The following is a 20,447-nucleotide window of genomic DNA, read 5'->3' as shown; positions in this document are numbered from 1 at the left end:
CCGCCTCTACTGGGCGGTGTGCTACGGGGCCTCACAACTACCCGCCCCGCGTGCCGCAATCCGCGGCACGCGGGACGCCGTGGGCAGCGCTCCTCGACAACGGTCCACCAAGCACGTTCTCACCGGGCGGCCGGCAGCGCGTTCTACCTGGCCACCGGGCGGATCATCGCGGTCAAGCGAGGCGAGTCGGGCGAGGGCTGCTGGCTGTTGATGGCCTCGTAGCCCCAGGACTCGTACAGGGCTTGGACCTTGCCCTCGCCAGCAAGCGGATTGACCAGCAAAGTGACGCGCTCCTCGGTGCGGCCGGCCAAGAGCTCGTCATGGATGCGCCGGGCCAAACCCGTTCCGCGCCATGGAATGCGGACGCCAATTTCCTTGAGCGCCACGGTAGGAACATCGGTAAGGCCCTGGGACAGCGGCTCAGCCATGCGCTTCCACCAGCGGTCGTCCGCCGCGAGAGTGTTGGCATAGGCATATCCGACCGGCTCCTGGTCCTCGTAGGCGATGACCGCCTCGAAGCCGGGTTCATCCGCGTGCCGGTCAAGGCGTTCGGCGAACGCGGGAACACGGTAGTTCGGCAGGTGCAAGAGCGGCGCCCGAACGTCGGCATAGACGTTCAGCAGAACCTGCCGGACATCCGGGTTCAGGTAGCGATGGCGACGGAACTCGATGGTCACACGCTCCTCCAAGTGGTGCGGGCGTAGTCGGCCCAGGCCCGGGCCGGGCTGCTGCGGGGTGCCAGATCGTCCAGCTTGGTGCCGAAGGCAGTCAGCATTCCGATGACCCGAGGATGGTTGGAAACCTCGGCCGGCATCACCATGGCAGTGGAGACAGCTTGCTCGAAATCCCCCTGGCCCAACTGTGCGTGAGCGAGACGCACGGTGGTGATCGCACGGGACCGCTGCATGCTTTCGCGTCGACCGGCCAGACTGCGGTGGGCATGCGCCTCGGCGTCCTCCCAGTTCCCGGCCGACAGGTGGGCCGCGAGCGCGAGTGAGTCGAGTTCGGCCTGATCATAGAATGCTGTGATCCACACCGGCCGTGGCGCGCTCGGATCCGCGCGGTCGAGGGCCTCTTGGGCACGGCCGAGGGACCTGCGGACGGCGTTGGTGTCTCCGGTCAAACCGTGGATCGCCGCATGCCTGGCGTGCCCGAGCGACGCGAACATCGGATCACGGCGGGCGATCGGCAGGCTCCGGGCGACGTCATTGGCTGCCAGTGCGTCGCCCGGCCGTCCAAGGTGCCGATAGAGGCTCCCGGCGTGGGACCAGATCCGGAACTGGATGCCGGAGTCGCCTGACATCGCCGCAAGATGTGCCGCCTTCTGATGATGCTGGAGCGCGGCGTCGAACCGTCGGCCGTCGATGGCGGCCCACATCGCGCTGGAGACGAACGAGGCCGCACAGGCATACAGGGAGGACCGGATGCGTTGGGTCGCGGTGCCGTGTTCTTGAAGTGCCATGGCTTCGTCGGCGAGGGCGGTCGCATGGGACTCGATGCTCAGCCTGCCGCCGAGTCGGTGGTCGCTGGCGATGACCTCGGCGAAGCGGAACCGCAACCGTTCGATGTCGGCCGCACCGATCCGGCGTGGCACGGGCGACGCCGCCGTCGTAGCGGCGGCGACGAGGGCAGTGCCCCCGACAGCTGTTATGAAGTCGCGTCGCCTCACTTCTTCCTCCGATGTCGTGCGGGTCCGGCTCGTCGGGATGAAGCCGAGCTCTTCGGGCCCGCAGCCGAGCACCGCTTCGAGTGCGAGGCGAATCTTGGCCGGCGGCCACCGGGTCGCACCCGTCAGCCAGTTGTGCACCGTGCGCTCCGACACGGTGCCCGGTCCCCCGGTGAGGATCTCGATCTCGGTGTTGACCTCGCGGGCCAACTCCGCCTTGGTCATGCGGCGCTCGGCCATCCTGCGGCGGAGAGGGGCGTTGGCCACCATGCGATCAACGTAACCGCACTGTCACATGCGTGCAGGGTTTCGAGTAATGAAATCGTCAAGTTTTCCGGTTCGCGACGCACTCGTCCACCGCGAACTCTTCCTCACGCACGGACAGTTGATGACAGTTCACTGGTTGTGCGCAGGGCCTTGGCCTGACTGGCACACCCCCGGGGCCCGGCGCCGGTACCGGCAACCCCGCCGGTACCGGGCCTCCCCCGCAGTCGGGGGAGGCCCGAGACGTCCCAGACGAAGGGAACACCGTGAACATCACCGACGAGCGGATGCTGCTGGACGCGTCCAGCCGGATCTTCAGCGACGAGCCCGCCTACGAGGTCATGGACACCACCGACCGGTACTCGTACAAGAAGAAGGAGGGCTCCTCCGACACCAACCACACGTACGACACGACGGCGGTCTGACCCACCGTTCCCCGGCCCGGCAGCAAACAGCCGGGCCGGGGGACCGCTCCCACCCTCGCCATCCCATGAAGGACTGACCGCCGATGTTCGACCTTCGCCTGACCCACGACGACATCACACCCACCCGTACCTGGCAGTGGGCCGGGAGCCGCTGGCGATGCGGGTCCTCGTGGGTCGCCCCCTACCGGCACCAGCTGACCGAGCAGGCCGCCCTGACCGACGGCATCCGTACGGTCTTCATCGCTGCTGCCAGGAGGGCCCACATCAACGCGGCCCGGCCCGAGCCCGTCACCGTCTCACCCGGCACCTTCGACAAGACTCTCCGCAAGCTCCGGGAGGATCGGGACGACTGGACCACGATCGAGCTCGTTCCTGGTCAGGCTGCCAGAATCCGAACCGGCTCCGCCTGTACCGCCCCCCAGTACCTCGCCGTCGCCGGCAAAGTGCTGCACGGTTCGTGGGATCTACTGAACCTCCGCGACCACCAGGCCCCGGACCGGCTCGACCTCGTCGCGGTCACCCGGATGATCAGCCTGCGGAACCGGTACTCCGCGTCCACGCTCTGGCAGGACGTCAAGCTCCTCACGGAGCGCGCCACCGCTCACTTCGCTGAGGACGGGCAACTCCTGATCCAGTCCCCGGAACCCGCCGAACACACCCGCGCCCGGTCGCTCCAGACCGGCACGGACCCGATCCCGCTTTTCCAGGACCTGCTGGACCGCGCTGTCGCCCGGCTCCCGTGGACCGGTTCCCGGACGGCGGTCCAGCTGTCAGCCGGCATGGACTCGACCACCGTCGCTCTCGCCCTCCGCGCGGCCCCTCAAGGCACCGCCGTCACAGCCGGGACGGTCGTCCTCGACGGTGTGCGGGGCATCCAGCAGAACGAGCGCCGACAGCTGATCCTGGGGCACATCGCCTCCGGCTGGACAGGTGTCACCGTGAACGCGATGGACCACCTGCCATATGGGGGCACGTCCCGGTTCTCCCGGGCCGCCTGGGTGTCGCCCACCAGCGACATCTACATCGATGCCCTCGAAACACTCTCCGCCCGCTTCACGGACTCGGGCGTCCGTGCGGTGTTCACCGGCATCGGTGGGGACGAGCTCATGGCCCTCACCGCCGCCGAGGACAGGTCCGGGCCCGGCCAGTTCGAGCCGGATGCTCCGCCATGGCTCGGGCCCGCCGCACGGGCCGCTCTCGCCGACGTCGACGCCGCGATCACCCCGGCCGCGGTCGTACCGGAGACCGCCCTGATGGCGAAGACCGTGTGCGGTCCGGCACTCATGCGCCGAGGCATGTGGCCGATCCACCCGCTCACCGACCCGCTGCTCGTCCGCTTCTGCGAGTGGCTGCCGGTGGATTGGCGCCGGCGCAAGCACCTCATGCGGGAGCTCATCGACCGTACGGGCATGCCCGGTCGGGTCGCCCGGCCGCCGATCGTCGAGAACTTCCACCACATCATCGTCACGGCGATGCGCCAGCACGGAGTGCCCCGGATCCGGCAGATCCTCAACGAGGGATCCCCGCTGATCGAGGCCCGGCTCCTCGATCCGGACGGGCTCGCCCAGGTCGCGAAACGGCTGGAGGCCGGTAGTCCAACGGGCGATGACCACGAGGTCGTGTTCGCGCTGCTCGCGGACTCCGCCCTGACCGTCCGCTGAAGCCGACGTCGGCCCCGGCAGCGGGAAGCCGCTGCCGGGGCCGAAGCCCGCCGACTACAACCCGCGCCCCGCCATCAGCTCGGCCAGCTCCGGCACCGGCCGGGCCTCACGCTGGAGGAAGTAGACCTTGGACCCGTGCCGCTCCGCGACGCGAAGCAGGTCCCAGCCCTGGGTCTCCTGGTAGTACCGGGACAGCCGTTCCTGTCCGGTGCCACGCCGTACCCACGTGAGGCCCAGTTCGGCGGCCCGGCTCAGCGACCACCAGGCGATCAGCCGACCGAGCCGGTGCGGATTCGGCCGGGTGAACGTCGTCGCCAGGAACAGCGTCGGCTCGGACCGCTCCGCTTCGGTGAACGCCCAGTGCGGTAGAGCCTCGTTGCCGAAGTGCGTGGTGCAGCCGACGATCCCTTCCGCCTCGTGCTCCAGCACCCACACAGCGAGGTCCGGGTTCCCGGCCTGCGCCCCGTACTCCTCGGCGTCATCCGCGCATTCGCCCAGGCCTCGCGCCGACAACCACGCCGACCGGGCCCGCACCAACGTGGCGACCGTCCCGGCATCGGCGGCCGTCGCCTCCCGCATCCGGTACACGTGCATCTCCCTCCGGCACACCCGGGGGCGACACTACCGACGCCGGAAGATCAAGTCGTGGAAATCAGAGCAACGAGCCCCCGGCCGGAACACGGAACGCCCCTGCGCAGGAAGTCGGCGGGTCGACTTCCTGCGCAGGGAAGGTCAGCCCGCCTGCTCGTCCAGCTCCGCCAGGAAGTCCAGGGCCACCGCCCAGGTCTGCTCCGCCGCCTCGGCGTCGTAGTCGGCCAGGTCGGGGTCGGTGAAGACGTGGCCGGCGCCGTGGTAGCGGTGGACCTCGACGTCGGCGCCGGCCTTGCGCAGCCGCAGGTACCAGGCGTTCAGCCAGTCCTCCGACTCGAACGGGTCCGGCTCGGCGACGTGCAGCTGGACCGGGATCGAGGTGGCGGCGTCCTCCCGGATGTCGGAGGTGCCGTGCAGGAGCAGCAGGCCGCGCGCGTGCTCGTCGGCGAGGGCGAGGTTCTGGGCGAGCGCGCCGCCGAGCGAGAAGCCCGCGTAGACGAGGCCGGTGCCCGGGGTCAGCAGCGGGGCGGCGGCGGCCACCGCGCGGCGCAGCAGTTCGTCGCTGCCGAGTTCCTCCTTGTACGCCATGGCCTCCTCGACGTCCTCGAAGGTCCGGCCGTCGAAGAGGTCGGGGGTGTGGACGGTGTGCCCGGCGGCGCGCAGCCGGTCGGCGGCGGCGTGGACGGCGGGGCGCAGGCCGTACACGGAGTGCAGGAGCAGGATCTGGGCCACGGGTGAACTTTCTGGCTGCGGGGGGCTGATCGTCACCATCATCCCGTACGACCGCCGGGTGGCCGCGTGCGCCCGGGCCGGTGGCGGGACGTCACGACCCGGTGAAGCGGCAACGAACAGTCAGTTCGACGTATGGAACACGCCATTACCGCCCGGTAGCCTGTCGGCCGTGACTGACCTTGTCGATGACATGACCGCCGCCCGCCCGCACCGTCGTCAGGTGCTGAAGGCCACCGCCGTCGTGGCCGGCGCCGCCGCCCTGCCGCTCACCCTCGGCACCGCGGCCCACGCGGCCACCGCCCCGCAGTTCCTGCACGGCGTCGCCTCCGGCGACCCGCTCCCCGACGGCATCCTGCTCTGGACCCGGGTCACCCCGACCCCCGATGCCGTCCCCGGCTCCGCCACCGGCCCGGACACCGAGGTCCGCTGGGAGCTCGCCGCCGACAAGGCCTTCACCCGGATCGTGGCCGGCGGCACGGTGACCGCCACCGCCGGCTCCGACCACACCGTCAAGGCCGACGTCCGCGGCCTGACCCCGGACACCGCCTACTGGTACCGCTTCACCGCCGGCGACACCGTCTCCCCGGTCGGCCGCACCCACACCACCCCGGCCGGCGACGCCGCCGTCGACCGCCTGCGCTTCGGCGTGGCGTCCTGCGCCAACTGGGAGGCCGGCTACTTCTCCGCCTACCGGCACCTCGCCGCCCGCGGCGACCTGGACGCCTTCCTCTTCCTCGGCGACTACGTCTACGAGTACAAGACCGGCGAGTTCTGCGCCCGCGGCACGGTCGTCCGCCCGCACGCCCCCACCCACGAGATCCTCACCCTCGCCGACTACCGCACCCGGCACGGCCGTTACAAGACGGACGAGGACCTCCAGACGCTGCACGCGCAGATCCCGACCATCGCGATCTGGGACGACCACGAGTTCGCCAACGACGCCTGGTCCGGCGGCGCCGAGAACCACACCCCCGGCGTCGAGGGCGACTGGTCCGACCGGATGGCCTCCGCCAAGCAGGCCTACTTCGAGTGGATGCCGGTCCGCCCGTCCATCGCCGGCACCACCTACCGCCGCCTGCGCTACGGCAAGCTCGCCGACCTGCACCTGATGGACCAGCGCTCGTTCCGCTCGCAGCAGGTCAAGGTGGGCAACGGCGACGTCGACTCGGCCGACCGCACCATAACCGGCCGTGCCCAGATGGACTGGCTGAAGGCCGGCCTGTCCGCCTCGGACACCACCTGGCGCCTGATCGGCAACGAGGTGATGATCTCCCCGGTCGCCCTGTTCGCCCTCCCCGACTACGTCCTGCGCCCGCTGGCCAAGCTGCTCGGTCTTCCCGGCGAGGGCCTGGCGATCAACACCGACCAGTGGGACGGCTACACCCACGACCGTCGCGAGCTGCTCGGCCACCTCACGTCGAACGGCATCACCAACACCGTCTTCCTGACCGGCGACATCCACTCGGCCTGGGCCGCCGACGTCCCGAACGAGGCGGCCACGTACCCGTTCTCGGGCAGCGCCGCCACCGAGTTCGTGGTCACCTCGGTGACCTCGGACAACATCGACGACATCCTCAAGGTCGCGCCGCAGACCGTGTCGCTGGCCGCGGCCGCCGCGCTCAAGGCCTCCAACCGCCACATCAAGTGGGTGGACCTGGACTCGCACGGCTACGGCGTCCTGGAGGTCACGCCCGCGCAGACGCAGATGGACTACTACGTCCTCTCCGACCGCACCCGCAAGGACGCCACCACCAAGTGGGCGCGCTCCTACCGCACAAAGTCCGGCACCCAGCAGATCGAGCGGGTCTACTCGCCCGTCAAGTGACCCGCCCGGCCCGGAGCTGACCGGCCCGAGCCCTGACCGGCCCCGAGCCCCGAGGGGGGTGCGCCCGCCGGCGCACCCCCCTCGGGCACCACGTCGTCCCGGGCGCCCCGCCTCAGGACACCACGTCCTTCCGCCCGAAGCCCCGGAACGCCAGCGCCAGCAGCACCACCGCGTACGAGAGCGACAGCGAGACGCCCTGCACCATGCCGCCCCACTCCAACTGGGGCTGCAGGGCGTCCGCCCAGGCGTACTGCCAGTGCGCGGGCAGCCACTCGCGCAGGTCCCCGAGCGCGGTGACGGCGTCCAGCACCCCGGTGACGATCGAGGCGAACACCGCCCCGCCGACCGCGCCCAGCGGCGCGTCGGTGGCGGTGGAGAGCCAGAACGCCAGCGCCGCGATCACCACCTCGCTGAGGAAGACGAACGCCACCGCGAGCGCCAGCCGCGGCAGCGCCTCCCCCGCCGACAGGCTCACGCCGGCCGGCAGCTTGAGGTCCCCCCAGCCGTACGCGACGGTGCCCACCACCAGCCCGACGGTCGGCAGCAGCACCACCGCGGCCGCCGAGAACGCCAGCCCCACCGCGAACTTGCGGGCCAGCAGCCGGGCCCGCGGCACCGGCGCGGCCAGCAGGTAGCGCAGCGAGGACCAGCTGGCCTCCGAGGCCACGGTGTCCCCGCAGAACAGCGCGACCGGGATCACCAGCAGGAAGCCGGTGCCCATGAAGAGCATGGTGGTCGCGAAGTTGGGCCCGGAGGCGGTGGCCAGCTCGATGAAGGTGGTCCGGTCGGCCCGGCCCGGCTTCCCGCCGATCTGGAACGCCGCCAGGATGACGAACGGCAGCGCGGCCAGCACCCCGCCGATCACCATCGTCCGGCGGCGCCGCAGCTGGCGCATCGCCTCGACCCGCAGCGGCAGCGTCCGGCCCGCCCGGTAGCCCGACGCGTGGTCAGGAGAAGTGGCCGTGGTCACCCCGCACCTCCGATCAGCGACAGGAACGCGTCCTCCAGCCGGCGGTGCGGGCCCGCCCGCTCCACCGGCACGCCGAGGCGCACCAGTTCGGCCAGCAGCTGGCTGGCCGCCATGCCGTCCAGCCGCACCAGCAGCCCGCCCTCGACGGCCTCCGCCGAGCCGACGCCGGACAGCGCGCCCGCCTTGTCGGCGGCCGCCGCCAGCTCCTCCGGCCCGAACGAGGCCGGGGTGCCGACCAGCAGCAGCTCGCCCGCGCCGACGATCTCGGCGACGGCGCCGGTGGTGACCAGCCGGCCGCGGTCCATCACCACCAGGTCGGTGCAGCTCTGCTCCACCTCGGACAGCAGGTGGCTGGAGACGATGACGGTTCGCCCGGCGGCCGCGTACCGGATCATCACCTCGCGCATCTCGCGGATCTGCGGCGGGTCGAGACCGTTGGTCGGCTCGTCCAGGATCAGCAGGTCCGGCAGGCCGAGCATGGCCTGGGCGATGGCGAGGCGCTGCCGCATGCCCTGCGAGTACGTGCGCACCGCCCGGTCCAGCGCCTCGCCGAGGTCCGCGATGGCCAGCGCCTCCTCCAGGTGGGCGTCGGCCTCGGGGCGGCCGGTGGCCTGCCAGTAGAGCCGCAGGTTGGCCCGGCCGCTGAGGTGCGGCAGGAACCCGGCGCCCTCGACGAAGGCGCCGACCCGGGAGAGCACCGTCGCCCCCGGGCGCACCAGGTGGCCGAAGATCCGGATCTCGCCCTCGTCCGGCCGGATCAGGCCCATCAGCATCCGCAGCGTGGTGGTCTTGCCGGCGCCGTTCGGCCCGAGCAGCCCGAGCACCTGGCCCTGCTCCACCCGGAAGCCCAGGTCCCGCACCGCGTACCGGTCGGCGGACCCCTTGTAGCGCTTGCTCAGTCCGGTGATCTGCAGCGGCACCCCGGCCAGCGCCGGGTCGTACGCCGGCCCGGCGGCGGCCCGTCTGCGGCGGCGGCGCAGCCACGGCACCAGCAGCAGCGCGGCCGCCGCGGTGACGGCGACCAGCGGCAGCACCCAGGTGCGGGCGGGCAGCGGCGCGGCCTCGGTGACCAGTCCGTCGACGGTGGGCACGGTGAGCGCCCCGGCCACGGCGGCCCGGTAGGTGGCCGGTTCGGCGGGCGAGGCGTACGCCAGGTCGGTCGCGGCCAGCACCAGCCGCAGCCGGTGGCCGGCGGCGAAGGTGTGGTCCACGGCGGGCAGCGCCACCGTGACGCTCCTCCCCCCGGCCGCGTCCGCGCCGGTCACCCGGAGCGGGGCGGCGAGCTGCTGCGGCAGGCTCTGCTTGCCGTCCGGCGCGACGTCGTACAGCTTGGCGAACAGCACCGCGTCCGGCTTGTCGGACCGCACCTTCAGCGCGACCGTCGGCTGCCCGGTGAGGTGCAGCGGGGAGTCCAGCGGCGCGCTGTCGAAGCCGGCGTGCTGGCCGGGGAAGTCCAGCGAGAGCCCGGCGCCCAGGGCGGCGGCCTGGCTGAGCGCGCCGACGCCGGGGAGCGCGGAGATGTTCGGCGGGGCGCCGCCGGCCGGGTTGGCGAAGGCCTGTTCGGCGCCGGTCAGCTCGACGGCGCGCGCGCCGGTGCCGCCGAGGCCCGGGTAGGCGTCGGCGGTGGCGCCGCGCAGGACGGCCTGGAAGCCGGTGGAGTCGACCCCGCCGGTGCGGGTGACCCGGAACGCGGGGCCGGTGTCGGTCCCCTCGTGCTTCAGGAAGTGGTCGAACCAGGCGCCGATCCGGTCGTCCACGCGGGCGCTGGTGTCGGTGCCGCCGTCGTGCCCGCCGGCGAACCAGTCCACCGACACCGGCGCGCCGTTGGCCGCGACCGCCCGGGCGATCGCGTCGCCCTGGTCCAGCGGGAACAACGAGTCCTGCTGGCCCTGGACGACCAGGGTGGGTGCCTTGAGCCGGGCCGCCACCGAGGACGGGCTGGACCGCTCCAGCAGCGCGACGGCCTCCGGGTCGGCGTGGCCGGCGGTCGCCACGCGGTCGTACATCCGGCAGAGCTCGTCGGTGAACCGTCCGCAGCCGACCGGGCCGTCCGCGCGCCCGCCCGCCGGAGCGCCCTCCGGGCCCCCCGGTGCCGGCTGCGCACTCGCCGTCGCCCGCGGCGCGCCGCCGGACGGGCCGAGGTCCCCGGCGGAGCCGGTGGTGAAGAAGATCCCGGCCCAGAGCTTCTTGAACACCCCGTCCACCGCGCCCGAGCCCCGCACCCCCTGCGGGAACAGCGCGTCGGCCAGGTTCCACCAGGTGATCTGGCTGGCCACCGCGTCGATCCGGCTGTCGTACGCGGAGCCGAGCAGCGCCACCGCCCCGCCGTACGAGGCACCGGTGATGCCCACCCGCGGGTCGCCGGGAGCGTCCAGCTGCACCTCGGGCCGCTGGGCCAGCCAGTCGACCAGGTGCCGGACGTCCTCCACCTCGCGGTCGGGCGCGTCGAGGCCGATCTTCCCGCCGGAGTGACCGAAGCCGCGCGCCGACCAGGTCAGCACCGCGTAGCCCTGCCGGGCGAGCTGCTCGGCCCGCTCGCGCTCGCCCTCCTTGGAGCCGCCGAAGCCGTGGGCGAGCAGGACCGCCGGGCGCGGGCCCGTCCCGGTGGTGAAGAAGGAGGTGTCGAGGTCGATCCGCTGTTCGCTGCCCGGTGTCTCGGGCATCGGGAGGAGACGGTCCTCCTGTCGCACCGGCTGCTCACCGCCCGCGGCGGCCACCGTCCAGGTGCCGGCCCCGGCGAGCACCACCAGGGCCAGGACGGCCGCCGGCAGTCTTCGGGTCGTCAGCCTGTCGCGCCAGCGGCGCCCTGCTCCTGCGAGCCTCATGGGCAGTGATCGTATCCGTCCCCCGGGTAGGGGCCTGATAAGGGCAGCACCCCGTGCGACGAGCACCCCAGCGGGGATTGGACCGGCCCGGCCGCGCGCGGGGAGGGCGCACGCGGCCGGGCGGCCGGAGCCCGGCCGCACGCGGGGAGGGGGCGCGCACGACCGGGCGGTCGGGGGAAGCGGCCGGGGGTCACCCGGCCTGGTGGAGCCGCATCAGACGCAGGTCCTCCAGCGGCCTCGACCCGCCCGGCGCCAGGGGCTCCACGCCCGGGCGGTCGGCCAGCTCCAGACCGGGTACGCCCAGCAGCTGCGACAGGCCGGGTGCCGGGTTCGCGGAGTGGTGCGGCGTCACGGGATCCACCCCCTCCGGCGGGTCGTGCGGGTGGACGTGAGCCGACCCTGCCACCAGGATGTACTTCCCCGCCCGGCCGGTGTCCCCCTCGATGAAGTCGGCGGCCAGCGTGTTGAACCGCGCGGCACGGTCGTACAGCCCCCAGGGGCCGTCGGGGCGGGCGGCGGGGAGCCCGTCCACGAACTGGACCCTGACCCCCTCGGCCTTGGCAGCGGCCAGCACGTCGTACAGCCCGTTCCCCTGCGGCGACTTGCGCTCCTTGTCGTAGCGAGTGGCCATCACGTCGAGTTCCGGTGGCATTGCGGCACCCTCCGGGGCGCGCAGGTAGGCATCCATGTGCTTCTGGAAGCTGTCCCCGCGCAGCGCCTCGAGGTACAGGGTGTCGACGCCGTGCTCCTTGAGGGCCGGCAGGTTCTCCTTGAGGAAGGCCCAGCTCGGTGAGTAGTTGTGGTTCTCGCCCAGCACGAAGCCGCCGTGATCGGCAAGGACCCGGCCGGCGCCGGTGCCGACGTCCGGACTGTCGTGCAACACCGCGTCCACCCTGTTCTGCGCAGCCTCGGGCAGCCCGGCGGGCGCCCGCTCCGCGTTGGCCGCCGCCAAGGCGTCGAGCTGGTCGCGGCGGGCGTCCTGTGCCCTCCAGTAGTCGGCGGTGCGGTAGTCCTGACGCGCCAGGAACTCGATCCTCTCGTGTCCCGAGAACTCCCACTTGTAGGAGGGCAGCCGCTGGAGTTCGCTGCCGGTCCCGCTGAGGAGTGTTCTCCGGAGGCCCGTCGACAGATCGTTGAAGGTCGTCGGGTCGAGATCGGTCTTGAAGGTCTTGGTTCGCGTGTTCAGCCGCGCACCCTCGATCGGAACGTCTCCGACGACCGCGTTCACGTACTTGCCGCCGGCGCTCTTGTGCGGCAGGTGATTCATCAGGTCGCTGATCACGGGGTTGTCGGCAGACCTTCCGAACAGTCTCCCCGCCCTGTCGAAGGCCTTGTGCAGCGCGGACTTCTGGAACGGGTAGACCAGCGCCGGCCCGGCCGGGTGCTCGTGCAGGGGGCGGACCGGGCGCTCGGTGCCCGCAGCGACCTCACGGGGCGGCCGGCCCTCCACCCGGGGAGGCGACGTCTCGGCGCGCGCCGGCGGAGCCGCATGGACCGGTCCCGTCGTGAACCCCTCCGGAAGCGGCGGGACGTGAGCGCCGGGACGGCCCGGCTGCGCGGTGGGATGCGCCGCCGCCGAGGCCGACGTACCGGCGACGGGCGTGGTGGCGCTGCCGTGCAGGAGCGGCGTCCCGTGGAAGTCCGGCATGCCGCTCACCGGCCGGACGGTGCCGGACGGCGTCCCCTCGGCCGGGCCCGCGAGCCGGATCTCGTCGGCCCCGGCCCCGACCGGACGGACCGGCACCTCCGATGCGGCAAGGGACGCGGCCTCGGTCTGCAGATGCACCTGCGGCAGATCCACCCCGTGCTGCAACACCGGCCGCGAACCCTCCGCCACCGGATGCGACACCGACCCGCCATCACCCTGCGGCAGATGCACCTGCGGCAGATCCACCCCGTGCTGCAACACCGGCCGCGAACCCTCCGCCACCGGATGCGACACCGACCCGGCACCACCCTCCGACAGATGCACCTGCGGCAGATCCACCCCATGCTGCAACACCGGCCGCGAACCCTCCGCCACCGGATGCGACACCGACCCGCCATCACCCTCCGACAGATGCACCTGCGGCAGATCCACCCCGTGGTGGCCACCACCGGGCAGCGGGGTCTCGTGCGCCGCCGGGGCCGGCGCGCTGACCGCGCCGCCCTCGTGCAGCGGCGGCAGGGAGGAGGCGTGGCTCGCCGCGGGCGTCGCCGCGCCCTCGTGGGGAACGGCCGCCGCCGCAGGCGTCGGCTCGTGCGTCGCGGCAGGGCCGGCGTGCTGGGCCGGCGTCCCCTCTGGCGCCGACGGGTGCGCGCCGGCAGCCGTCGGCGCCGAGGCCTCCGTGACCGGCGCGTGCGTGCCCGCACCGTGGACGGGCGGCGCCTCGGCGTGCCCGGGGGCCCCGCCCTCCGTCGCGGCCGAAGGCCCGTGGGCGGGCGTGCCACCCTCACCGCCGGGACCCGAGGCGTGCGACGGCGAGCCACCACCCGTGGTGCCGTGCTCCGCCGACGGCGCCGCCGGATGGCCCTGGGACTGCGCGGAACCCCCGCCGTCCGCCGCCGGGTGCGACGCCGCATGGGCCGCGCCGCCGGCCGCCTCCGCCGCCGGGTGCCCGCCACCCGCGGGCACGCCCTCGTGCGCACCGCCCGCCGGCGCGTTGTGGGCGGCCGCCGCGGGGGCCTCCGCCCCGGCCACGTGCTCGGACGCGGCGGGCAGGCCACGGCTACCACTGGTGCCTGCTGCGCCCTCCGCCCCGGCCGAGCCACCCGGGGCCGCCGCAGGCGCGTGCTCCGGAACGTGCGCCCCGGCGGGGATCTCCGACCCCCCGGGGGCATGGACCCCGCCGCCCGGCACGTCCACCGCCGGGGCCTTGAAGTGTCCGTTGACCGCGGCGCCCGCGGCATGCAGACCGGCGGCACTCGCCCCGCTCAGACCGGAGCCGAGCAGGCTGTGGCCGTCCACCTTCCCGGTGGTCACGGCCTGGGTGATGACGTCCGCCCCGACGCCGACCGCGCCCGCCGTCACCATCTTGCCGGGGACCGTTCCCAGGGCCCGGCCGAGGCCCACCTTCGAGCCGGCCGCGCCGATGCCCTTGCCCAGCAGGTTGCCCGAGGCGCCGGCCACCGCTCCGCCGGCCGCGTTGTCACCCAGCTCCTTCAGGTCGAGGCCCTTGCGGTGCCCCTCCAGGACCTGGATGCTCTGGGCGAGCAGGTTGATGGCCGCCATCTGGACGGCCTGCTTGGCGGCGAACTTCATCGCCTCCATGGCCAGCTTCTTCAGGATCTGCTGGACGACCGTCCGGCTGATGCCGACCATGACCGGGATCTGGGCCAGCGACAGGCCCGCGGTGAACGGTGCCTCCACCTCGGCCGTGGCGATCTCGGCCGCGAGGATCCCCAGCTGGGCGATGATCTGGATCTTCGCCGTCTCGGCGGAGTTGGCCATCGACTCCAGCATGTCGCCCATGCCCTCGCAGGCCTTGGCCAGGCCGGGGAGAACGCCGGGCTGGGCCTCGCCCGCGCCGACGGTGAACTTGTCCCAGTACTGGGACAGTCCGGTGGCCGCCACGCCGACCTGACCGACCAGCGCGCGCTTGACGGCGGCGTCGGCGGACTCCTCGACGTCCTTGAGGGTCTGGGCCATGCTGCGCCAGTGCCCGGCCATGTTCCGCAGGTTGTCCTCGTCGGCCTCGGGCCAACGCGTGCCGGACAGCAGCAGCAGGACCCACTGGAGGGGTTCGGGAAGCTCGGTGGCCATGATCAGCGCCTCCCGCCGGTGTGCACCATCGGGCCGACGTGGGGTGCGGGCAGGGTCGCGGCCACGGGTGCGGGCGCCTGCGGAAGCGCGGCCGCCGCCGGGAGCGGGTCCGCGGGGCCGTGCGTGCCGAGATCCTCCTGGCGGCCCTTGAGGGTGTTCACGACGCCCCGCTCGGTGTTCTCGTAGTTCTCCGCCATCCGCTTCATGCCCTCCGCGACCCGGCGCAGCGCGGCCGGGAGGCCCTTGAGGCCCTTGAGGGTGCCGGCGCTGTACGCGAGGTAGCCCTTCTCTCCCTCGGCGAACTGGTGCCCCGCATGGTCGTTGCCCCAGGGGTGGGTGGCGTTCATGCTGGTCAGGAAGCTGTCGAGGTCGAGGTACGCGGCGGAGACCCGGTCCGAGGCGGCGAGCATCGGGGAGACCGCCGCCCGGTACTGCGCGGGGTGGGCCTCGAAGCCCGTACCCGCGGCCTTCGCCGGAGCCGCGGCCGCGGCCGCCGCCGGAGCCGCCGGTGCGGCGCCGACCACGGCCGTCTCCGTGGCGAACCCCGGCGTACCACCCGTCTGCGCACTCAACGTCGCCATACCGGAACCGGGCGAAGCAGCCGCCTTCGTCGCCGTCTCGACCCCCATCCCGGGGGCCGTCGTCGGCGTTCGCACCTCGCCGGGCCGGTGCACCTTCGTACGAAACAGATCTTCCATGACGCTCACTCCCCGATGTGCCGCTGCCGGTCTGGCGACCTGTCAGCGGAATTGCTGCGGCGGTGGCCTACGGCCGACAGCACGCGTTACTCGTTGTTCCCGGCCCGGCCACCGCCGGGGCTCTCCCCCTCGGCCGCCGACTGCCGCGCCGCTCCGGCGGGAGCGGGCTTGTCGAACTTCCCGGCGGCCGCCAGCTTCGCCAGAGCGGCACGCAGCTGAGGGCTCGGTACCTGATAGCCCCCCTCCTCCCGGAGCTTCGCGGGCTTCCCTCCGGCGCCCGGCCCGCCCGGCGCGGCTCCCGCGGTGCCCGCCGAGCCCGCCGAGCCCTGGCCGGGCCCGGCCACCGCCCCGGCCTGCTCCGGGGACGCGGTCCGGGCAGTCGACCGGCCCTCCGCCTGCACCCCGCCGGCACCGGCACCACCTGCACCCGCGGTGTCATCACCCGCACCGGTTGCCACCCCTGCCCCGGGCCGGCCCCCGCTCCCCGCGTCGGGGCCCAGCACCACGCTGGTCAGCTGCGTGAGGAGGTCGTCCGCGGGCGCCGGCGGGTGCTCCTCCCCGGCAGCCTCGCCCTGCGGAGCCCCCGCCCGGTGCTGCCCGGCAGCCTCGGTACGGGCGCCGTCCACCCACCGCCGGTGGGCCTGCTGCGCCTGCCGGTCGCCGGCCCGGGCCTCGGTGGCCAGGCCGTGGACGCCGGAGTCGGCGATCACCTCGTCCTCCTCCGGCGCCTGCCCGACGACCAGGCCGGGCCTGCGCCTGCCGCGCGTCCCCTTCTTGCCCCCGCCGTGGCCCGTGCCGTGCATGCCGCCCATTCCGGGTCCGCGCCCGGCGGCGCCCGCTCCGGCGGCGGCAGCACCCGCACCCGCTCTCGTGCCGGTACCGGCCGCCCCCGGGGCCAACGTCTGCCGCGTCGTGCCGGACGTGCCCGGCCCGGCCGTTCCCGCCCGGCGGCCCGCCGCGGCGGCGGCCGCCTCCGTACCGGCCGGCATGCCGAGGCCCGCGAAGGACGGCATGGCACCCGCCCGTGCCCGGCCCGCCGGCCCGCCGCCGGCGGCCTTGCGCCCGCCGAAGCCGCCGGCACCCCCCGCAGCGCCCCCGAGGCCGGACGCACCGGCCGCGCCGAGCGTGCCCGAGGACGAGCCCCCCGCACCGGCCGGGTCGCCGGCCCCACCGAAGGACCCCTGCGCACCGGTGCCCCCGACGGCGCCGGTGAATCCGGCCAGGTTCAGCCCCGGGAGGGCCGCACCGCCAGGCCGGCAAGCCGCTCCGCTCTCCTGTCCGGGCACCTCGGCCCGGACGAACTCGGAGCGCGGCGCCTCCGGTGGACGGAAACCGGCGAGCACCGGCCGTGCGTCAGCACCCGTTCCGCCTCCCGCGCCCGCGCCGGGGGCACCGGCCTCGGGGCCCCCGGCGCCACCGCCCGGACCTCCTGCACCCCCGAGCGCGCAGGCCTGTCCGGCGCTGTCCATCCGCTCGACCGAGCCGGCGGTCTGACGGAGCATCGAGTCGACGGCCGCGCTCGCCTGCCCGATGTGGTGGTGGCAGGAGTCGACCGCCAGCCTGACGCCCTCGGACTGGGCGGCGGCCTCGGGCGCGGCCCCGGGCATGGTGCCGTCGAGGTACTCCTTGGCGGACCTGAGCTGCTGCACCATGGCCGCCTTGGTGCTGCTGACGGTGCCGGAGGCCTCGTGGAGACAGCGCGCCATCGCGAGCCCGGCGTCCAGCACGGTGACGGCATGGGCGTCGTCGTGGCCGGCGTACTTCTCCAGGTACTGCCGGAACCCGTCGGCGGCCGCCCCCGACATGTGCGCCGCGGCCTGCCGCGCACTCGCCACGATGCCGCGCGCCCGGGGCTCGGCCGCGGTGTTCCAGGCGTCCCACGCCCGGGCGAGCTCCGCGAGCTGGTCCTCATCGGCGTCGGGGAAGGCTATCGCCGCTCCGTTGTCGTTGTTCTTGACGGTCGTGAGCACCGCTGCCAGGTCGGCGGGCAGCTCGATCATGGAACTGGTCACTTTCTCGGGCGAACCGGGAGGGCCGGGGAACCGGCCGGAGCACGCGGGCGCGCGGGTTCGGCGGGCGGCCGGCGGACGGTCGGCGGACGAACCGGGCGGTCGGGTGGAAGAACCGCTGGTGGAGCCGGGGAGGATCAGACGGCGGCGGTGGTGCCGACGGCCGCCGCCGGGCCACCGGCGGCCCCGGCAGCCCCGGCCTCGCCCGCGAGGACGTCCCGCAGACCGGCCGCGTGACTGCCGTCCGCCTCGCGGTAGTGCCGGCACATCTGCAGCAGGTTCTCGGCCATCCGGCCGGAGTTCCACAGGTAGCGGCGCATGCCCTGGAGCGCCTGCTCCTGGTGCCCGATCAGCCCGCCTACCCAGGGCCCGGCCCCGGCCCCGGCCCCGGCCCCGGTCCCGGCCGCCGCTCCGCCGCCCAGCAGCGCCCGACCCAATTGATCGGTGCCGTACGCAGCCGGGGAGACGCGCCGGACGGCGGCCTCGACCTTGGCGGCGTGCGGTTCCAGTTCCTGGACGAGGGCCTGGATCTTCCTGGCGGCCGCCTCCACCTCGTCGAGGTCGATCCGGAACGACCCACTGCTCATCGGACTCACACTCACCATCCCGGCTGAACCACTGACGCTGGTGACCGACCATCCCGCATCCGCGTAACCGGCCGATAAGCGGTTCGTGAGCGAATCGCACGCAGGTGGCTCCGCTCCGAGGTCACCCAACCGCCAGGCCCGGCGAGCCCCCCGGGCCGGAAGCCCCCGCCCCCGGGCGCGCGAACGGCGAACGGCGGCCCGCCCCGGATCGGGGCAGACCGCCGTCAGGAATCGTCCGGCTGTCCGAAGCCGGGCACCGCCGGAGCTAGAGGACCCGCGTCATCGTCCGGTGCGGGATCCCGGCGTCCAGGTACTCCGGCCCCTCGGCCACGTACCCCAGCCGCTCGTAGAAGCCCATCGCCCGCACCTGCGCGTGCAGCTCGACCTCACGCGCCCCGCGCGCGACCCCGGCCGCCTCGACCGCGCGCACCAGCTCGGCGCCCAGCCCGGTCCCGCGCGCCGTCCGCACGACCGCGAGCCGCCCGAGCAGGACCCGCCCCTCGATCCCGCCGGTCAGCTTCAGCGCCTGCTCGCCGTGGATCAGCCGGGCGGTGCCCAGCGGCCGGCCGTCCGCGCCGACCGCCAGCAGGTGCTCCGAGGTGCCGTCGAGGTCGTCCCACTCCTCCTCCTCGGCGATCCCCTGCTCGACCACGAACACCTCGCGCCGGACGCCGTGCACCAGCGCGAGGTCCGCTTCGCCCTCGGCCACCCTGATGGTCCGCTCATCCCAGCCTCCCCGTCCCGGTTCCGTCAGCTCTCCGAAGCGATGATGTCCAGCGCCTTGCGCAGGTCCGCCGGGTACTCGCTGCTGAACTGCACCCACTCTCCGTCCGCCGGGTGCTCGAAGCCCAGCGAGACCGCGTGCAGCCACTGCCGGGTCAGCCCGAGCCGCTTGGCCAGCGTCGGGTCGGCGCCGTAGGTGAGGTCGCCCACGCAGGGGTGCCGCAGCGCCGACATGTGCACCCGGATCTGGTGGGTGCGGCCGGTCTCCAGCTTGATGTCCAGCAGCGAGGCGGCCCGGTAGGCCTCGATCAGGTCGTAGTGGGTGACGGACGCCTTGCCGTCGCGGGTGACCGCCCACTTCCAGTCCGAGCTGGGGTGGCGCCCGATCGGCGCGTCGACGGTGCCGCTCAGCGGGTCCGGGTGGCCCTGGACCAGGGTGTGGTACTTCTTCTCGGTCACCCGGTCGTGGAACTGCCGCTTGAGGTCGGTGTAGGCGCGCTCGGACTTGGCCACCACCATCAGGCCGGAGGTGCCGACGTCGAGCCGGTGCACGATGCCCTGGCGCTCGGCGGCCCCCGAGGTGGAGATGCGGTAGCCGGCCGCGGCGAGGCCGCCGATGACGGTCGGGCCGGTCCAGCCGGGGCTGGGGTGGGCGGCGACGCCGACCGGCTTCTCGACGAGCACGATGTCCTCGTCGTCGTGCACGATCCGCATGCCGTCGACCGGCTCGGCGACGATCTGCACGGGCGCGGCGGGGGCGGGGATCTCGACCTCCAGCCAGGAGCCGGCGGTCACCCGGTCCGACTTGCCGGCCACGGCGCCGTCGAGCGTCACCTTGCCCTCGGCGGCCAGCTCGGCGGCCTTGGTCCGGGAGAAGCCGAACATCCGGGCGAGGGCGGCGTCGAGGCGCTCACCCTCCAGGCCGTCGGGAACGGGGAGGCTGCGGATCTGCGCTGCGGTACTCACCCGTACGAGTATGCCGGACGCGCGGCCCGCCCCTTACCCGTCCGGCTCCGCGCTCACTCCCCGTCGGACGCGCCGCCCCGCTCCGCCTTCGCGCCCTTCTCGGCCTGCTGGTGGACGGTGCCGTCCGGGTTGCTGCCGCGGAAGGAGAGCAGCACGACCAGGATGCCGCCGCAGACGATCGCCGAGTCGGCGAGGTTGAAGACCGCGAAGTGCTGGACGGAGATGAAGTCCACCACGTGGCCGCGGAAGGCGGCCGGCGCGCGGAACAGCCGGTCGGTGAGGTTGCCCAGCGCCCCGCCGAGCAGCAGGCCGAGCGCGATCGCCCACGGGAGGCTGTAGAGCCGGCGGGCGATCCGCCAGATCACCACGATCACGGACGCGGCGATCACGGTGAAGACGATGGTCAGGGCCTGGCCCATACCGAAGGCGGCGCCGGAGTTGCGGATCACCTGGAAGGTCACCACGTCGCCGATCACCTTGATCGCCGCGTGGTTCTCCAGCCGCGCCACGACCAGCAGCTTGGTGCCCAGGTCGATCATGAAGGCGACGAGCGCGACGGCCATCAGCACGCCGATCCGCCGCCGGCCCTTCGGCGCCTCCTGCGCCACCGGGGCGGCGGTCACCTCACCGGGCTCGGCCACGACCTCCTCCACGGCTTCGGCGGGGGTGGGGACGACGTCGTCCCGCGTCTGGGGGGAACCTTGCGTACTGATGATCCGCTCCGCTGCCGTGACGTGGGTGGGCCGGTGGACTGCCCGATCGA

At 73.6% G+C, this 20,447-nt stretch carries 16 protein-coding genes; 3 read left to right on the top strand and 13 right to left on the bottom strand.

The genetic code is table 11. The annotated features are described in order from the left end of the window. Positions 1-143: 143 nt before the first annotated feature. Entirely contained in the window at positions 144-677 is a 534-nt protein-coding gene (locus tag ACFVHB_RS11490) for a GNAT family N-acetyltransferase (protein WP_380318793.1), read from the bottom strand. Next, positions 674-1,936: a helix-turn-helix domain-containing protein gene (locus ACFVHB_RS11485; RefSeq protein WP_380318790.1), complete on the bottom strand. Its 1,263-nt coding sequence runs from the start codon at positions 1,934-1,936 to the stop codon at positions 674-676. Before ACFVHB_RS11485 ends, ACFVHB_RS11490 begins: the two co-directional genes overlap by 4 nt. Before the next feature lie 260 nt (positions 1,937-2,196). Between ACFVHB_RS11485 and ACFVHB_RS11480 the strand changes: the two genes are divergently transcribed. After that, positions 2,197-2,355, top strand: coding sequence for a hypothetical protein (locus ACFVHB_RS11480; RefSeq protein ID WP_380318787.1), 159 nt, complete (start codon positions 2,197-2,199; stop codon positions 2,353-2,355). A gap of 83 nt (positions 2,356-2,438) precedes the next feature. Continuing rightward, positions 2,439-4,016, top strand: coding sequence for an asparagine synthase-related protein (locus ACFVHB_RS11475; RefSeq protein ID WP_380318784.1), 1,578 nt, complete (start codon positions 2,439-2,441; stop codon positions 4,014-4,016). A gap of 54 nt (positions 4,017-4,070) precedes the next feature. On the opposite strand, the gene ACFVHB_RS11470 is transcribed toward ACFVHB_RS11475, so the two are convergent. Both ACFVHB_RS11470 and ACFVHB_RS11465 read right to left on the bottom strand, forming a co-directional pair. After that, positions 4,071-4,604 (bottom strand): GNAT family N-acetyltransferase, encoded by a 534-nt coding sequence (locus tag ACFVHB_RS11470; protein ID WP_380318781.1) that lies wholly within the window; start codon positions 4,602-4,604, stop codon positions 4,071-4,073. 144 nt (positions 4,605-4,748) lie between these two features. Next, positions 4,749-5,378 (bottom strand): dienelactone hydrolase family protein, encoded by a 630-nt coding sequence (locus tag ACFVHB_RS11465; RefSeq protein WP_380318992.1) that lies wholly within the window; start codon positions 5,376-5,378, stop codon positions 4,749-4,751. A gap of 151 nt (positions 5,379-5,529) precedes the next feature. On the opposite strand from ACFVHB_RS11465, the gene ACFVHB_RS11460 reads away from it, so the two are divergent. Next, a complete protein-coding gene (locus ACFVHB_RS11460; RefSeq protein WP_380318989.1) occupies positions 5,530-7,164 on the top strand; it encodes an alkaline phosphatase D family protein in 1,635 nt (544 codons plus the stop codon). A gap of 112 nt (positions 7,165-7,276) precedes the next feature. On the opposite strand, the gene ACFVHB_RS11455 is transcribed toward ACFVHB_RS11460, so the two are convergent. The 9 genes from ACFVHB_RS11455 to lspA all read right to left on the bottom strand — a co-directional run bounded on the left by ACFVHB_RS11455 (position 7,277) and on the right by lspA (position 20,325). Then, positions 7,277-8,059, bottom strand: a complete 783-nt coding sequence (locus tag ACFVHB_RS11455; RefSeq protein WP_380318986.1) for an ABC transporter permease — start codon at positions 8,057-8,059, stop codon at positions 7,277-7,279. Positions 8,060-8,130: 71 nt separating this feature from the next. Next, positions 8,131-10,959, bottom strand: a complete 2,829-nt coding sequence (locus tag ACFVHB_RS11450) for an alpha/beta fold hydrolase (RefSeq protein ID WP_380318778.1) — start codon at positions 10,957-10,959, stop codon at positions 8,131-8,133. 190 nt (positions 10,960-11,149) lie between these two features. Next, positions 11,150-14,701: a hypothetical protein gene (locus ACFVHB_RS11445; RefSeq protein WP_380318775.1), complete on the bottom strand. Its 3,552-nt coding sequence runs from the start codon at positions 14,699-14,701 to the stop codon at positions 11,150-11,152. A 2-nt stretch (positions 14,702-14,703) separates the two neighbouring features. After that, positions 14,704-15,282, bottom strand: a complete 579-nt coding sequence (locus tag ACFVHB_RS11440; protein WP_380318772.1) for a hypothetical protein — start codon at positions 15,280-15,282, stop codon at positions 14,704-14,706. 203 nt (positions 15,283-15,485) lie between these two features. Further along, positions 15,486-17,411, bottom strand: a complete 1,926-nt coding sequence (locus ACFVHB_RS11435) for a hypothetical protein (protein ID WP_380318769.1) — start codon at positions 17,409-17,411, stop codon at positions 15,486-15,488. A 134-nt stretch (positions 17,412-17,545) separates the two neighbouring features. Further along, positions 17,546-17,995, bottom strand: a complete 450-nt coding sequence (locus tag ACFVHB_RS11430; protein WP_380318766.1) for a hypothetical protein — start codon at positions 17,993-17,995, stop codon at positions 17,546-17,548. Between the two features lie 265 nt (positions 17,996-18,260). Further along, positions 18,261-18,710 carry a GNAT family N-acetyltransferase gene (locus tag ACFVHB_RS11425; protein ID WP_380318983.1) on the bottom strand — a complete coding sequence of 150 codons (450 nt, stop codon included), beginning with the start codon at positions 18,708-18,710 and terminating at the stop codon, positions 18,261-18,263. Between the two features lie 35 nt (positions 18,711-18,745). Beyond that, entirely contained in the window at positions 18,746-19,684 is a 939-nt protein-coding gene (locus ACFVHB_RS11420; protein WP_380318763.1) for an RluA family pseudouridine synthase, read from the bottom strand. Between the two features lie 53 nt (positions 19,685-19,737). Beyond that, positions 19,738-20,325 (bottom strand): signal peptidase II, encoded by a 588-nt coding sequence (gene lspA / locus ACFVHB_RS11415; RefSeq protein WP_380318760.1) that lies wholly within the window; start codon positions 20,323-20,325, stop codon positions 19,738-19,740. Positions 20,326-20,447: the final 122 nt, after the last annotated feature.

It is taken from the genome of Kitasatospora sp. NPDC127111 (assembly GCF_042677465.1).
GTDB lineage: Bacteria > Actinomycetota > Actinomycetes > Streptomycetales > Streptomycetaceae > Kitasatospora.
The sequence above is the reverse complement of the archived record's forward strand: the minus strand, read 5'-3'. Positions and strand labels throughout refer to the sequence as shown.